Genomic DNA, 14,814 nt, shown 5'->3' on the forward strand with positions numbered 1-14,814 from the left:
CCCCCGCTGGGTTTCGGTCCTTTGTTGGAGGGCTTGGTGTGGGCTGCCACTTGCCATCACTGCAGGAAGGCCGGCACCTTGAGCCCCAGCCGGACGGCTGCATCGGCGAGGTTTCTGGCCGTGCCCTTCGCCAGCGGGATGCCGTTGGCGGTGCGCTCCCGCCCGGTTTGGAAGCCGCGTTCGCCGGGTAGTTTGACGCCATCGGAGCCGACCGCCGGATCGAGCGCATGGATCGCGCCGGCGAGGCTTTCCACCGAGGCGAGAATGGACGAGATGTCGCCGAAGGCCGCCGGATTGATGGCAAGCACAAGGCCATTGAAGCCGCCTTTCTTGTCGCCGCGCAGGAACGGCGCGATGACGGCGTTGCCCACCAGCACGCTCGACAGAATTTCGATCATCAGCGACAGACCGGATCCCTTCGGCCCGGCCATCGGCAGTATGGCTGCCACGGCATGCGGATCCTGCGTTTCGATGCCGTTGGCGTCGATGGCCCAACCCTTTGGGATTGGGTTGCCCGAATCCTTCGCCGCCATGATCTTGCCGAGCGCAACGGCGGCGGTAGACATGTCGAGCACGATCGGATCGGCGCCATCGGGCCGCGGCACGGCGATCGACAGCGGATTGGTCGACAGCGCCTCGCCCTTTGCGCCAAAATAGCTCATGAGCGGTCTCGATGCGGTCATGGCGATGCCGATGAGCCCGCGTTCGGCCAATTTGGTGGTGAAATAGCCGATCGCGCCGGCATGGGATACATCGCGGGCGCCGCACCAGCCGATGCCGAACGCTTCCGCCAGATCGGCGGCTTTGCCTGCCGCGTGCATCATGGCGACCGCGCCCGGCCCCTTTCCATAGTCGAAGACGCAGGTCGCCCCGAACTCCCGGATCAGCGTCGGCTGTTGACCGGCGCACACGACAGCGGTTTCGATCATCTCGACGTAGCGCGGGATCCTGAGAACACCGTGCGAATCCGCGCCACGCATATTGGCCCACACCAGCAGCCGCGCGGTTTGTGCCGCCTCGTCCGGCGTATAGCCGGCAGCATTGAGCAGCGCGGTCGCAAAATCGGTCAGTTCGTTTTCCTGGGCGACGGGCATGCCGAATGTCTCCTTGTCTGGCCGCATCGACCTCAAACTGTCGGCGTTGCCGGGAAGAATTTGTCGAGCCAGACCTTGAGCATCATCTTGGTGCGCGGCGCGTCCTCCGGTGCGAGCGGGAAGTGGGCGGTGCCCGAAATCAGCATCAGCTCGGCCGGCTGCCCGGCCTTCTCGAACAGGCGGATGGACTGCTCGGTCGGCGTGATGATGTCGTCGGCGGTGTGGAAGAACAGGGCAGGCCGGGGCGCTATGTCGGCAACCACGTCCTCCGCCCTGAAGTTCATCATGCTCCATGCCGTCTCGGTCGGGATTTCCATGATCGCCTTGGGCGACAGGTTCGTGCGCAATTTTTCCGGGATCGGCACCGCGTCGAACCTTGAGATCCACAGGCTTTCGCCCGTTGCGCGCTTATGCTCGCGTCCCTTCTCGAGCAGGCCCATGAAGCGCTCCCAGGCCTCCGGCGTTGGGTGCTGGCCGCGGAACTTCCGCTCGCCGTGACCCCAGCCGCATGAGGAGATGACGCACGCGAACCGCTCATCGACGCCGGCCGTATAGACCGAAACCGCGGCGCCGAAGCTGTGGCCGGTGATGCCGATTCGCTTCGGGTCGATCTCGGGGCGCTTGGCAAGAAAGGTCAGCGCGTTCTTTGCGTCGGCGACCTGATCGAAGCAGCGCACCTGAGCGCGCTCGCCCTCGCTCTCGCCGCAGCAGCGGAAGTCGAAGCGCAGCGCGGCATAGCCGAACGTCTCCATCATCTCCGCCTGGATCTGGGCGTGCGACTCGTCCTTGGAACCGACGAAGCCGTGGCAGACAATGAATGCCGGCAGCTTCTGTCCGGGACGGTGGCTGTCGGGAATGTGCAGAACCGCCGACAATTTCAGGCCGTCGGATTCGAACGTCAGTTTTTCCTGCATAAACTATCTCCTATCCGAAGCAGCGCCCCGAGCTGCTTCGCCTTGCTTGCCTGTGTGGTCTGCCGCCGAGCCCTCCGGATCAGTCGATCCCGGCGAATGGAAAATGGTGCTCGCGCCATTCCTGGGGGGCGGGAGAACCCCAGACATTCATCTGGCGGACGTTTCCCGGGCGCTCCAAATTGGTGATCACGTTGGGTACGAAGTGGGCGTCGTCGGCGACCATGTGCATGGCGCCGGAGCACTCGACCATCGCGCCGCTGGCATCGAGGTAATAGGCGTAGGTGTTGTCGCCCGGACGATGGCGGCCCGGCCCCCAAAGGACCTGGCGGTTGAATCCGTCGAGAATGTCGCCAAGCCGGCAATAGTCGCTGAAGTGGCTGAATTCGAAAGAGTAGTGGTGAAGCCCGACCGGACCCTTCACCAGACCCAGAATGTGGTGCTGGCGGTTGCCGCCATGCATCCAGCTCAGAGCCTCGTTGACCATGCGCTCGGTGAGCCGCATGCCGCAGATTTCGGAGAGCTGCTGCCTCGTGGCGACCGGGTCGGGCGTGATGAGATTGATGTGGTCGAGCCGCCGCGGCTTGATGCCGTTGGTCGGGTAGCGCGGATTGTACATGTCGTCGCGCGCCGGGGTGTGTACCTCGAAGCGCAGACCGTCCGGCGTCGCGAAGGTGACGCCGGCATCGCAGCACACCAGGCTGGGTTCGCGCGAGAGGATCCGGCAGCCGGCGCCGTCGACACGCGAGGCGGCTTCCGCGACAGCCTCCTCGGTCAGCGCTTCGAGCCCGATCGTGTGGCAGGAATTCTCCTCGGAATGGAGAAGCACGAGTTCTGCTTCGCGGCCGTTCGAGCTCAGCCATGTCTCGCCCGCCGCCTGCTTGGTGACCCGCAGGCCGAGAATCTCCGTCGAGTCGTGGATCACGGCGTCTACGTCACGGACATTCAGCTTTATGTGACCGACCCCAAACACCAGGTGCATCACCAGTCTCCTTCCTATGGCCGCAGCGTGGTCCTGGCGATCTCCTTAGATCAAACTCAGCGCCACGGCAACAAATTTCGAAAAAAAGATATTATTACGAAATGTCAGGACGACTGATCCGAGATCACGGTGTTTCGCAGCGTTCCAATGCCCTGGATCTCGATCTCGACCTCGTCGCCAGGGAAAAGGAATTCAGGCGGATTGCGGCTTGCGCCGAAGCCTGATGGCGTGCCTGAAACGATGACGTCGCCAGGGTCGAGCGGGGCGAATGTCGAGATGTAGGAGATCAGCCAGGGGATATCGAAGATCATCCGGTCGATCGCGATCGACTGCTTGCTCACGCCATTGACCCGGCTCTCCAGAACGAGGCGTGCCGGGTCCGGAATCTCGCGCGTACAGACCATCCAGGGACCAAACGCGCCGCTGTGGTAGAAGTTTTTTCCGGGCGTGAACTGGCTCGAGTGCTTCTGCCAGTCGCGCACACTCCCCTCGTTAAAGCATGAATAGCCGGCGACGTAGCCCATTGCTTCGCCGCGCACGATCTTGTGTGCGCGGCGGCCGATGATCACCGCCAACTCACCCTCGAAATCCAGCTTGTCGGAAACCGCCGGCTTCCGGATCGCGCCTCCATGGCCGGTCTGTGCTTGCGCGTGGCGCATGAACAGCAGCGGGAACTGTGGCGCCGGCTTGTCATCCTCGTGGAAGTTGGTGGCGACGCAGAAGATCTTGCCTGGGTTGGGAATTGGCGGCAGCAGGCTGACCTCAGCCAGCGGCAAGGCTTCGAGATCGCGTTCATCGGGCGTGAGGTCGGGAAACCGGCTATCGAGATAGGCTTTGAGATCCGGTGGCGCGCGGGGAACCGAATCCAGCCGCAGGATGATTTCACCGTCAACCATTCCGTAGCCGGCACCGTTGCGTTCAACGAAAGAAGCGAATTTCAAAGGCTCACCCATTACGACGTACCTTAAAAGCAGGCACTTCCGTCTTGGAGTAAACCTGATTTTCGAAAATAGGCAAGCCATCGTAAATGGCGACAAGCAACCGAACTCAGGCCGAAAATGGTCTGACCGCTGCCTGGGCGTCGTGCGAGTCCATCACAAAGTTACGAAAAAAGGTTGATATTTCGAAAAATCTATGCGATCACCGGTCTGGCCTCGGGAGGAGGCCCATATGCGCGAGAGAAACTCGGCATGCGCTGGTTTGAGCGAACGGGAGGTATCGACGTGACAGCAATTCCGCAGACGATGAAGGCCGCGCGCATGCATGAGATCGGCGGCCAGCTGAGGATCGAGGAAGTGCCGGTCCCGAAGCTTGGGTCGATGGACGTGCTCGTTCGCGTCAGATCGTGCGGCATCGTGCCGAACCTCGCCAACATCCTGGCGATGTGGCCGACCTGGTTTCCCCACATGCCGCAGCCGCCGCTGCCGGCGATTTTCGGCCTCGACCCGACCGGCGAGATCGCGGCGGTCGGCAGCCAGGTCCACAGTCTGAAGCCCGGCGATCGGGTCTACGTCAATCCGGGGCGCTCCTGCGGCTCTTGCCGTCATTGCCGGCGCGGCGACACGATCTCCTGCCGCCATTACGCCTTCCAGGGTTATTTCGGCTTTAGCCATGAAGCGCTCCAGACATTCGAGGACTACCCGGTCGGCGGTATTTCCGAGTACATGGCCGCGCCGGCGTCGGCGATCGTGGCTCTGCCCGACAACATGACCTTCGATCAGGCGGCGCGGCTCGGCTACATGGGCACCGGCTATTCCGCTCTGAAGAAAGCGCAGGTCGGTCCCGGTGACACGATCCTTGTCAATGGCATCTCCGGCACGCTCGGCATATCGATCGCAGTGTTCGGCCCGTCGTTCGGGGTCAAGCAGATTCTCGGCACCGGTCGCGACAGGAAGCTGCTGAAGGAGATCGAAGCGCTGGCGCCCGGCATCATCGAGACACATTCGCTTGACGACGGATCGCCCGACGAATGGGCCCGTTCCAGGACGGAGCATGGCGAGGGGGTCGACGCCTTCATCGACTGCAACGGTCCCGGCACGCCGCAAGAGCCTTTCCTGGCGGGCCTCAGGGCGCTGCGCCGCGGCGGTATCGCCGTCGACATCGGCGCCGTGATGGGTGCGGTTCCCGTTGACGTCCACATGATGATGGACCGCAACCAGCGTCTTATCGGTTCGGCATGGCTGACGACGTCCGAAGGCCAGGAAATGGCTGACCTCGTCGGGATCGGCAAGGTCAGCTTCGACCTCCTGGAAACCCAGGCGACGCCCATGAGCAAGGTCAATGAGGCCATTTCGGGTATCGCCCAGCGCCATGGCGGGTTCTCAAATTTTGTGATCCATCCGTAATTGCATACGTTTGGGTATGCTGATACCTGACGGTATTTATGTTATCTGGGAGGATCAAGACATGACCATTCGCCGCGTTGTCACCGGAAAGAACGCAGCAGGAAAATCGGTATTCATCAGCGACGGCTCCTCGCCGCGCGAGGTGGCGCTGCAGCACACGCCCGGTTTGATTTCGTCCCCGCAGTGGAAGATCGACGGGACGCCGGATCTGGCCAAACGGGACGGTGCCGACCCGATGGCGAGCGAGAGCACGATGCTCGCTTCGGTCGGTGGTTCGGTGTTCTGGATGATCACCTTTCCGCCGGACAGCGTGATGATGTCGCCCGACTGGAAGCCCGAACTGGCGGGTCCGGAGCACCTGAAGGCCGCGCCCGGCATCGCCGAGCGCTTCGAGATGGACAATCCCGGCATGCACCAGACGCCGACGGTCGACTATGTCACCGTCGTCAAGGGCCGGCTTGTCCTCGAGCTTGACGACGGCAAGACCGTCGAGCTGGCACAGGGCGATACGGTGGTGCAGCAGGGCGCGCGCCATGCCTGGCGCAATCCCTTCGCCGAGCCGGTGACGATCTCGGTCGTGATGCTCGGAGCGACCACGGTCTAGGCGTTGTCGCTCCCGGGCCGATCGCAAAGTGCGCTCCGCTTGCGCGGCACCGGCTTCGTCTGCCCAGGCTTACTGTCCGCCCGTCAGGCGGTCATCTCGTCTTGCTGTGTGCGGGTCCCCGTCGCCGAGATTCTTCTCGGCGACCTCGGCCAGGATCTGGCGGGCCCAGCGGTGCAGGCCGGAATGGTGCGTGCGCTCGGTCCAGTACATGTCGACCTGGATGAAGACGTCCATCGGGAACGGGCGCAAAGTGAGCCTGTCCGAAAGGCGACGCGCCAGTCGATACGGTATCGTCGCTACCAATTCGGAGGCCGGTATCAGGCGTTCCAGTATGTCATGGCTGGAGACGGTGACGTCCGGCTCCAACTCGATGCCCCTGGCGCGCAGCGCCGCGAAATAGAGAGCCTCCCAGCGCCCGTTATGGGTGACCGCGACATGCCGCGAGGCGCAATAGCGCTCAAGCGTCAGTGCTCCGCGCGTGAGTTCGTGCGCCGGGTCCATGACGCACGCATAGTGATCCGAAAACATCTTCCTACGGTAGTAGATGTCCCCGAGGATCGAGACCGGGCCAAGCACGATATCGCAGGTGTTCTCCTTCAACTGCTGCTTGCCGTCGACGGCGGACTCGAAAATGTGGATCGTCGCCTGCGGCGCCTCCTTCTGCGCGCGCCGCAGAAAGTCCGGAATGAGAAACATCCGCTCATGATGGTTGCAGGACACCGTCACGCTTCCCTCGGCCGTGGCTGGATCAAAACCCGACGGCGAAGAAAGCGCCGCCATCTGCTCAAGGATGCCGCGTGCCTGCTGGGCCAGCTGTTCGCCCTTATCGGTTGCCACGATCGAATTGCCTTGGCGGACAAACAGCGGATCGTTGAAGGCCTTTCGCAGCCTCTTGATGGCGTAGCTTATGGTGGACTGGTTGACGCCGAGAAGCTGGGAGGCGTCCGAAAACGAGGCGCGGTCCTGGACAGCAACAAGCGTCTGCAGGGCCGCGAGGTCCACACTGGCAAGCTCGTCGGGCAGCATTGCTATCCTCCTCATGCAAATTTTCGATGACCTCTATCTAACTCATCGCATTGCTGAATACACGTGGATTTCGTACGCCGTTCCCCGACAGGAGGAAATCATGAGCGAAGCCGTGAAAGTGGTCGACGACGTTGCGTTCGAAGACCTGCTTGCCAACCCGTATCCGGTCTTCAAGCGCGTCCGCGACCTCGGGCCGGTCGTCAAGGTCGAGGCGGCCAACATCATGATGGTCACGCGCTTCGACGACATCATGGCCATCGAACGCGACCCCGAGACGTTTTCCTCCATCAATCCGCAGTCGCTGCTGAACACGGTGATCGGGCCGAACCTGATGCGCAAGGACGGCGACGATCATGCCCGCGAAAGGGCGGCGATGGATCCGAGCCTGCGGCCTGGCGTCGTCAAGCGGTGCTGGGCCGACCCCATGCGGGCCATTTGCGACGACGTTATTTCGCAGATCGAGCACCGGGGCGAGGCCGAACTTTTCGAGGAACTCGCAGCGCCGATCGCGGCACGAGCACTGGCCGACATATTGGGTTTCGACGGCGTCGACTGGCGCACGATGGCACTGTGGTCGCAGTCGCTGATCGACGGTTCCGGCAACTACTCCCACAACCCGGAGATCGCTCGCAAGGCGAGGGAAGCAGCCAGCGGCGTCGAGAGCGCCGTCGACAGGATGCTTCCCCATCATCGGGACAATCCAAATCCTTCGATGCTGTCTTCGATGCTCCAGGCCGATCCTCCGCAGACCGTCGAGCAGATCTACGCCAACATCAAGGTCGCGATCGGGGGCGGGCTGAACGAGACCCGCGACTCGATCCTTACGCTGATCCTTGGCCTGCTGCAGAACCCGGACCAGCTCGCGCGCATTCGCGCCGAGCCTTCGCTTTGGGGGCAGGCGTTCGAAGAAGCGGTGCGCTGGATTTCGCCGATCGGCATGTATCCGCGCCGCTTGACCCGCGACACGGAGATCTCGGGGACGCTGGTCCGCAAGGGCGAGCAGGTCGGTCTATGCGTCGGCGCCGCCAACCACGATAACAGCCGTTTCAGCGATCCGGAGAAATTCAATGTGTTCCGGGAGAAGAAGTCCCACCTGGCGTTTGGCGCCGGATCGCATTTCTGCGCCGGGACATGGGTGTCGCGCGCGCTGGTAAGCCAGATCGCCGTGCCGACGGTGTTCGAGCGGCTGCGCAATCTCAGGCTCAAGAATCCGGACCACGTCCGCATCCGGGGCTGGGTGTTTCGTGGCCCGACGCACATGCCCGTTGTCTGGGACGCTTGAGGAGAGTTTCATGCCGAAGATCAGGTTCCTCCTCGCCGACGGCGCCGAGCTCGCCGTCGAGGCCCAGAGCGGCCGCACCTTGATGGAAACCGCGCTTGAAAACAGCGTTCCGGGCATCATCGCCGAATGCAACGGCTCGGCGGCCTGCGCCACATGTCATGTCGTGCTTCCCGAGAACATCATGTCGAGGCTCGGACCCATCAGCGAACATGAAAACGACATGCTGGACTTCGCCGAAGCACCGCGTGAACCTGGAAGCCGGTTGAGCTGCCAGATCAAGGTGATCGACGCGCTGGACAACGTTTCCGTCCGCATTCCGGCCGCCTAGCGGTTGCGGCTGGCCATGCTCCACGACGTCGACCATCCCGCCACCGCCGTACCCGGCAACGAAAGCAGCATCGTGATCGTCGGCGCCGGACAGGCCGGCCTGTCGACGGCCGAGAAGCTGCGGGCGAACGGTTTTGTTGGGTCGCTCACCCTGATCGGGGACGAGGCCGATGCTCCCTACCAGCGTCCTCCGCTGTCGAAGGCCTATCTTCTTGGCGAACTCGAGCGGGACCGGTTGAAGCTGAAAGCGGAGGACTGGTACGCAAAGAACCGGATCGCGTTGCGACTGGGAACGCGCGTCGCATCCATCGACCGCGGCCGGCGGCGCGTATGCCTCGCCGATGGCGGCATGCTTGCCTACGACCGTCTCGTGCTCGCAACCGGAGCGACCGCCCGAAAGCTTCCGCAGGCGATTTCGCGCGGCCTTGCGGGCATCTTCACTATCCGCACGCTCGCCGACATCGATGCATTGCGGCCTGCGCTCGAAACGCGTGGCAAGCTCCTTGTCATCGGCGGTGGGTATATCGGCCTCGAGATCGCCGCCGTCGCGCGTGGGCTCGGCATGACAGTGGATGTCGTGGAAGCCACCGATCGGCCGCTCGCACGGGTGGCTTCGGCGGAAACGGCGAGGGCTGTGGAAGACCTTCACCGGTCCAGGGGCGTGACGTTCCATCTCGGCAGGGCGGTGAGCGAGTTGCTCGGCGCTGATCGCGTTACTGGCGCCAGGCTCGGCGACGGCACGATCATCGCCGCCGACGTCGTCGTGGCGGGAATCGGCGGCATGCCGCAAACGACGCTGGCTGCAGAGGCGGGTTTCGCTATCGACAACGGTATCGCTGCCGACGCGTACGGGCGCACGGGTGATCCGTTCATCTGGGCTGCCGGCGACTGCGCCAACTTCTCCTTGCCGGGAGGATCGCTGCGGATGGAAAGCGTCGGCAACGCCATCGACAGCGCCGACCTGGTCGCCCGCAACATTATGGGCGCGCGCCAGCCCTACAAGCCGAAGCCGTGGTTCTGGTCGGATCAGTTCGATCTCAAGCTGCAGATCGCCGGCCTGTCCAGAACGGGCGATACGGTGGTTGTCAGGCAGGGGGCGGGCCCAGGACGGTCGCACTGGTACTACCGCGAGGGGCAGTTCGTCGCCGTCGACGGGCTGAATGCGCCGCGCGACTATCTGATCGGAAAGCGCCTCCTTGCCGTGTCGGCCAGCCTCGACCCTGCTCAGGTAGCGGATCCGGCGCTGGCGCTCGAGGCCCTGGCGAGCTCGAAATGAGGCCGACCCGGAGGGGAGTAGGGACGCACCGGCAGATTTTTAATGTTGACATTCTTATTAGTATCTGAATACCATTTGGTATCTTGGTGGGGTGAGGCGGAAGCGGTTTTGGACGGGCGCAGCCTCGTGCTCCGGCCAAGTCGCCTCGGGTCGGGCGTCGCCCGCAAAAATAACGAAAATATTAGATATTACGAAATTAGCTGGATCATCGGAGGAAAATGGCCTAAGCAATTCGCTAGAGGATCGGGCGATCAACTCGTTCTCGCGGGACGCGAGGCGAGGGGGCGCCCCCTGCAATCAGAACTGGGAGGAATCGATGTTGCGACGCAGTTTCAACGTACTCATGCTTTCGGCGGCTTTGGTGGCCGGCACGTTCGGCGCCGCCTTGGCGCAGGAGCCGGTCAGGATCGGCGTCAGTGCATCCAAGACCGGGCCGCTCTCGGGCGGCGCGTCAGGTGTCCTTTGGCCGAACATCAAGCTGTGGGCGGAGAAGGTGAACAAGGCCGGCGGCCTCAAGGTCGGCGATCAGATGCGGCCGATCGAGATCGTCGAGTATGACGACAAGTCGTCGCCGGAAGAGGCGGTCAAGAACATTCAGCGTCTCGCCACCCAGGACCAGGTCGACCTGATCATCCCGCCATATTCGACAGGCCTCAATCTCGCGACCGCTCCGCTGATCGCGAAATATGCCTACCCGCAGATCGTCTCCACCGGCAATGCCAACGATCTCGACCAATTCGTCAAGCGTTGGCCGAACACGTTCTGGCTGCTCGGTCCGGCACAGGGCATCGCCGACGGCATCGTCGGCACGCTCAAGGATCTGCGCGACGCCGGCAAGATCGGCAATCGGGTCGCGGTGGTCAACGTCTCCGATGCCTTCGGCCTCGAGATGATCAAGACCGGCAAGCCGGCGCTCAAGCAGGCCGGTTTCGATATCGTCTACGAAAGCTCCTATCCGCTCGGCAACCAGGACGTCGCTCCCGTGATAGCAAGCGCCAAGGCGGCGAACCCCGATGCCTTCGTCGCCTACTCCTACCCGCCGGACAGCTTCGCTCTCACCGAGCAGGCGCAGTTGCAGAAGTTCAACGTCAAGGCGTTCTTCGTCAGCGTCGGCGGCAATCTCGACGCCTACGGAAAGCGCTTTGGCGCCGCTGGCAACGGGGTCCTGATCATGGGCGGTGTCAATGCCAGCGATCCCGTCTTCCAGGCCTATCGCAAGGAGCACCTCGAGGTGACGGGTCAGGAAGCCGATTGGTGGGCGAGCCCGGTGGCTTATGCCAGCCTGGAGATCCTGCAACAGGCCGTCGAGCACGTCGGCAGCCTGGATAAGGAAGCGCTCAACAAGGAAATCCAGTCGGGCACCTTCAAGACCGTCATCGGCGATGTCCACTTCGACAATAACATCAACAACAACAACTGGACGGTGGGCCAGTGGAGCGATGGCGTCGTTCATGGCGTCAGGGCGACCGGGAACCTCCAGGGCGCGCAGCAGCCAGTGATCAAGCCCGTCTGGCCCAGCAACTGATCCGATCCTCCCAGGAGCCTCGGCGTCCTCGTGGCGCCAGGCCCTCACTGCGAGAATACCAATGCTCATCCTGCTGACAGGCCTGCTCCTTGGGGGCACCTATACGCTCATCGCCCTCGGGCTCACGCTGCAGTACGGCGTGGCGCGCATAATGAACCTCGCCAATGGCGAGACGCTCGTCGCCGCGTGCTTCGTCACCTTCTGGCTGTATACGGGCTACGCCATCAATCCGCTTCTTGGCCTGCTGGTGATCGGCCCCGGCGCTTTCGTCGTCAACTGGCTGATCTATGCCTGGCTGATGCAGCCTCTGGTGAAGCGGGCCAAGAACCGAGGCATGCTCGAGGTCGATTCGATCCTGGCGACTTTCGGACTGCTGTTCCTGTTCCAGGGGCTGATGCTGCAGGCCTTCGGCGGGTCCTATTTCAACTATGAGTTCCTCGCCCAGCCCTTCTCGATCATGGGCGACTCGTTCGGCCTCAACCGCGTCGTGGCCTTTGTCGCCGCGGCCGTCATCGCCGCCGCTCTCTACGTCTTCCTCTACCACACCGACCGCGGCACGGCCGTTCGCGCCGTCGCCGTCGATCCGCGCGCCGCAAGGCTCGTGGCGATCGATGTGCGCCGGACGGCGGCCTTCGCTTTTGCCCTGGGAGGCTCGATCACGGCCTGCGCCGGCACGCTGCTGTCGACCTTCTACACGTTCAACACGTCGATGGGCGTGCTGTTCACCATGAAGGCGCTGATCATCGTGATCATGGGCGGTGTCGGCGACATTCGTGGCGCGGTTCTCGCCGCCCTCGTGCTTGGCCTGACCGAGACGCTCGTCGCCAGCCTGCTGGACCCGGGGCTGACGCTGGCGGCCAACTACGCCCTTTTCATCCTCGTTCTGCTGTTCCGGCCGCAGGGCATCTTCGGAAAGCGGCCGGCGTGATGAACATTCCGCGCAATGAACTTCTGGCTGTTGGTGCCGGCCTTGGCGGCGCGGCTGTGCTGGCCTTTCTTCCCTTGGTCACCGAGGGGTTCTGGCTGTCGGTCAGCGTGAACATCATGCTCTATGCGGCGATATGCACGGCCTGGGCACTCTTTTCCGGGCCCACGCACCTGGTCTCGTTGGCGAGCGCCGCCTTCTTCGGCGTCGGAACCTATTCGGTCGCGATCTTCATCGACGTCCTGCCTTTCCCGGCGCTCATCCTCATCGCTGTCGCAGCCAGCGCCTTGCTGGCCATATTGGTCGGATTGGCGACCCTCAGGCTCTCAGGCGTCTATTTCGTGATCTTCACGCTAGGCCTTGCCGAACTCATGGGCCAGATCGTGACCTGGGTACAAACCAATTTCGGCGGCACGATCGGGTTATACGTCTTCACCGATCTCACCGAGGCGCATCTCTACTGGATGCTGCTTGCGCTGACGGTGGTCGTGTTCATGACCGGGTGGCTCATCAACAGGTCCCGGCTGGGCCTGGCGTTGCGCATCATCGGCAATGACGAGGCCGTGGCGCGTCATGTCGGCGTCGACACCGCTCGCGCCAGGATCATCTTGTTCGCGGTCTCGGGGGCCTTCATTGCCGTGGCCGGCGCAATCATGGCGCCTCGTTATTCCTACATCACGCCGGACGCGGCCTTCAATCCGATGACGTCCTTCCTCGTGGTCATCATGGCTCTGCTCGGCGGGACACGCCGCCTGTGGGGTCCCCTGGTCGGCGTCGTCCCTTTCACCCTGGTGATGGACTTCATCTCGGGCCACTTCCCTAACCAGACGGCGGTGATCGTTGGCATCGCTTTCCTGGCGATCGTCTATGTGCTTCCCGACGGTGTCACGGGCCAGCTGGAAAGCCTGTTCCGTCGTCGCCGCCCAACCGACCAGAGCTTGCTGGCAACGACCGTGGAGGAGGGGAGATGAGCGTTCCTTTGCTGGCCATCGACAGGGTGCGCAAGGCCTTCGGCGGCCTCGTCGCCGTCAACGATGTGAGTTTCGAGGTCGCCGAGGGTGAGCTGTTGGGACTGATCGGCCCGAACGGTTCAGGCAAGACCACGATGCTCAACCTCATATCGGGGGCGCTGTCGCCGACATCGGGCAATATTCTCCTGTCCGGACAGCCCATCGCCGGACTGGCAGCCCACAAGATCGCCCGGATCGGGGTTGCCCGGACCTTCCAGCTGGTACGCGTCCTGCCGTCCATGAGCGCGGTGGAGAACGTCGTCGCCGGCGCCGTCTTCGGGCACAACAGGCTCTGGGGCGGCGAGGCACTGACGCTTGCCCGCGAACTGCTGGCACGGGTCGGGTTGAAGGGCCGCGAGGAGATTCCCGTGGCGGCAATGACCTATATCGACCAGAAGAGAATAGAGCTCGCCCGTGCCCTTGCGAGCAACCCTCATGTCCTGCTGCTCGATGAGTGGCTCGCCGGCCTCAACCCCAGCGAACTCAGGATCGGCATGGCGCTCATCCGCGAGATCAGTGCGCAGGGCCGGACGATCATCATGGTCGAGCATGTGATGGATGCCATCCGCTCGCTTTGCCAACGCTGCGTCGTCATGAATTCCGGTACGAAGATCGCCGACGGCATCTCGGCCAGCGTCCTGGCCGACCCGGAGGTTGTCCGCGCCTATCTGGGGGACGACGACGATGCTTGAGGTGTCCAATCTCGGCGTCCGCTACGGACGCCATGTTGCGCTCGAAGGCGTTTCCGCACGCGTTTCCAAAGGCGAGATCTGCGTCATCCTGGGTGCCAACGGCGCGGGAAAGTCCAGCTTCCTCGGCGCTGTCGCCGGGCTCGTCGGGACGGAGGCCGGCACGAGGATCGTCATGAACGGCAAGGATGTCACGAAACTCGACGCCCATCTGATGGTGGAGGAGGGGATCGCGCTCGTCCCGGAAGGCCGAGGCATCTTTGGCGAACTCACCGTGGCGGAGAACCTGCGGCTTGGAAGCCATGCCAGGCGCGCGAAGCCTGACGCGGGCAAGATGCTTGATTTTGTCTACGGGCTGTTCCCCCGGCTCGCCGAACGCCGTCGCCAATTGGCGCAGACGATGTCGGGAGGGGAGCAGCAGATGGTCGCGATCGGCAGGGCGCTGATGTCGAAGCCGGACATCCTGATGCTGGACGAGCCCTCGCTCGGCCTGTCGCCACTGCTGTCCAAGGAGCTGTTCAAGTCACTGGCCACCATCGCCGCCGAAGGTTTCGGCATCCTGCTCGTCGAGCAGAACGCGCGGCTGAGCCTCAAGACCGCCGATCGCGGCTACCTGATCGAGACGGGAAGGTTCGTCGGAGAGGACACGGCGCCAAACCTGCTCAAAGATCCAAAGGTCATGAGTGCCTACCTCGGCGACGCCGCCGCGGGGGGGGGGGGGGGCGGCGCCGGCCCCCCCCCCCCCCCCCCCAAAACAACCCCAAAAACAGAAAGCGCCAAACCACGCCATAGGGGCCGCCCGCGCCCCGCACGGACGG

General features: G+C 63.3%; 15 protein-coding genes. 10 read left to right on the top strand and 5 right to left on the bottom strand.

The genetic code is table 11. From position 1 onward, the window contains the following. Window positions 1-56: 56 nt before the first annotated feature. The 4 genes from AC0L14_RS11300 to AC0L14_RS11315 form a co-directional block, all read right to left on the bottom strand. The gene (locus tag AC0L14_RS11300; protein ID WP_473527216.1) at window positions 57-1,094 is read right to left on the bottom strand and encodes an Ldh family oxidoreductase; all 1,038 of its coding nucleotides are present in this window, start codon (window positions 1,092-1,094) and stop codon (window positions 57-59) included. 32 nt (window positions 1,095-1,126) lie between these two features. Beyond that, window positions 1,127-2,008, bottom strand: a complete 882-nt coding sequence (locus AC0L14_RS11305; RefSeq protein ID WP_473749476.1) for an alpha/beta hydrolase — start codon at window positions 2,006-2,008, stop codon at window positions 1,127-1,129. A gap of 79 nt (window positions 2,009-2,087) precedes the next feature. Beyond that, a complete protein-coding gene (locus AC0L14_RS11310; protein ID WP_473527218.1) occupies window positions 2,088-2,987 on the bottom strand; it encodes a VOC family protein in 900 nt (299 codons plus the stop codon). Window positions 2,988-3,091: 104 nt separating this feature from the next. Then, on the bottom strand, window positions 3,092-3,883 hold the full coding sequence (locus AC0L14_RS11315; RefSeq protein WP_473527219.1) for a fumarylacetoacetate hydrolase family protein: 792 nt from the start codon (window positions 3,881-3,883) through the stop codon (window positions 3,092-3,094). Window positions 3,884-4,177: 294 nt separating this feature from the next. Here AC0L14_RS11315 and AC0L14_RS11320 point away from each other — a divergent pair, with 294 nt between their 5' ends. Further along, a complete protein-coding gene (locus AC0L14_RS11320) occupies window positions 4,178-5,332 on the top strand; it encodes an alcohol dehydrogenase catalytic domain-containing protein (protein WP_473749478.1) in 1,155 nt (384 codons plus the stop codon). Window positions 5,333-5,393: 61 nt separating this feature from the next. Further along, entirely contained in the window at window positions 5,394-5,936 is a 543-nt protein-coding gene (locus AC0L14_RS11325; RefSeq protein ID WP_473527221.1) for a cupin domain-containing protein, read from the top strand. A gap of 69 nt (window positions 5,937-6,005) precedes the next feature. On the opposite strand, the gene AC0L14_RS11330 is transcribed toward AC0L14_RS11325, so the two are convergent. Then, window positions 6,006-6,962 (bottom strand): LysR family transcriptional regulator, encoded by a 957-nt coding sequence (locus tag AC0L14_RS11330; RefSeq protein WP_473749480.1) that lies wholly within the window; start codon window positions 6,960-6,962, stop codon window positions 6,006-6,008. A 100-nt stretch (window positions 6,963-7,062) separates the two neighbouring features. Between AC0L14_RS11330 and AC0L14_RS11335 the strand changes: the two genes are divergently transcribed. From AC0L14_RS11335 to AC0L14_RS11370, 8 genes are all read left to right on the top strand, one after another. After that, window positions 7,063-8,244: a cytochrome P450 gene (locus tag AC0L14_RS11335; RefSeq protein WP_473749482.1), complete on the top strand. Its 1,182-nt coding sequence runs from the start codon at window positions 7,063-7,065 to the stop codon at window positions 8,242-8,244. Window positions 8,245-8,254: 10 nt separating this feature from the next. Next, window positions 8,255-8,572, top strand: a complete 318-nt coding sequence (locus AC0L14_RS11340; RefSeq protein ID WP_473749483.1) for a 2Fe-2S iron-sulfur cluster-binding protein — start codon at window positions 8,255-8,257, stop codon at window positions 8,570-8,572. Between the two features lie 15 nt (window positions 8,573-8,587). Next, window positions 8,588-9,847 (top strand): NAD(P)/FAD-dependent oxidoreductase, encoded by a 1,260-nt coding sequence (locus tag AC0L14_RS11345; RefSeq protein WP_473527225.1) that lies wholly within the window; start codon window positions 8,588-8,590, stop codon window positions 9,845-9,847. Window positions 9,848-10,163: 316 nt separating this feature from the next. Then, entirely contained in the window at window positions 10,164-11,372 is a 1,209-nt protein-coding gene (locus AC0L14_RS11350; protein ID WP_473527226.1) for an amino acid ABC transporter substrate-binding protein, read from the top strand. Window positions 11,373-11,433: 61 nt separating this feature from the next. After that, window positions 11,434-12,300 (top strand): branched-chain amino acid ABC transporter permease, encoded by an 867-nt coding sequence (locus tag AC0L14_RS11355; protein ID WP_473527227.1) that lies wholly within the window; start codon window positions 11,434-11,436, stop codon window positions 12,298-12,300. Further along, a complete protein-coding gene (locus tag AC0L14_RS11360; protein WP_473527228.1) occupies window positions 12,300-13,268 on the top strand; it encodes a branched-chain amino acid ABC transporter permease in 969 nt (322 codons plus the stop codon). Before AC0L14_RS11355 ends, AC0L14_RS11360 begins: the two co-directional genes overlap by 1 nt. Further along, the gene (locus tag AC0L14_RS11365) at window positions 13,265-13,999 is read left to right on the top strand and encodes an ABC transporter ATP-binding protein (RefSeq protein WP_473527229.1); all 735 of its coding nucleotides are present in this window, start codon (window positions 13,265-13,267) and stop codon (window positions 13,997-13,999) included. Before AC0L14_RS11360 ends, AC0L14_RS11365 begins: the two co-directional genes overlap by 4 nt. Further along, window positions 13,992-14,814 (top strand): ABC transporter ATP-binding protein (locus tag AC0L14_RS11370; RefSeq protein WP_473749485.1); only part of this gene is annotated, 823 nt, incomplete at its 3' end. The genes AC0L14_RS11365 and AC0L14_RS11370, both read left to right, overlap by 8 nt.

The sequence above is a fragment of the Mesorhizobium sp. WSM4841 genome, from assembly GCF_055811515.1.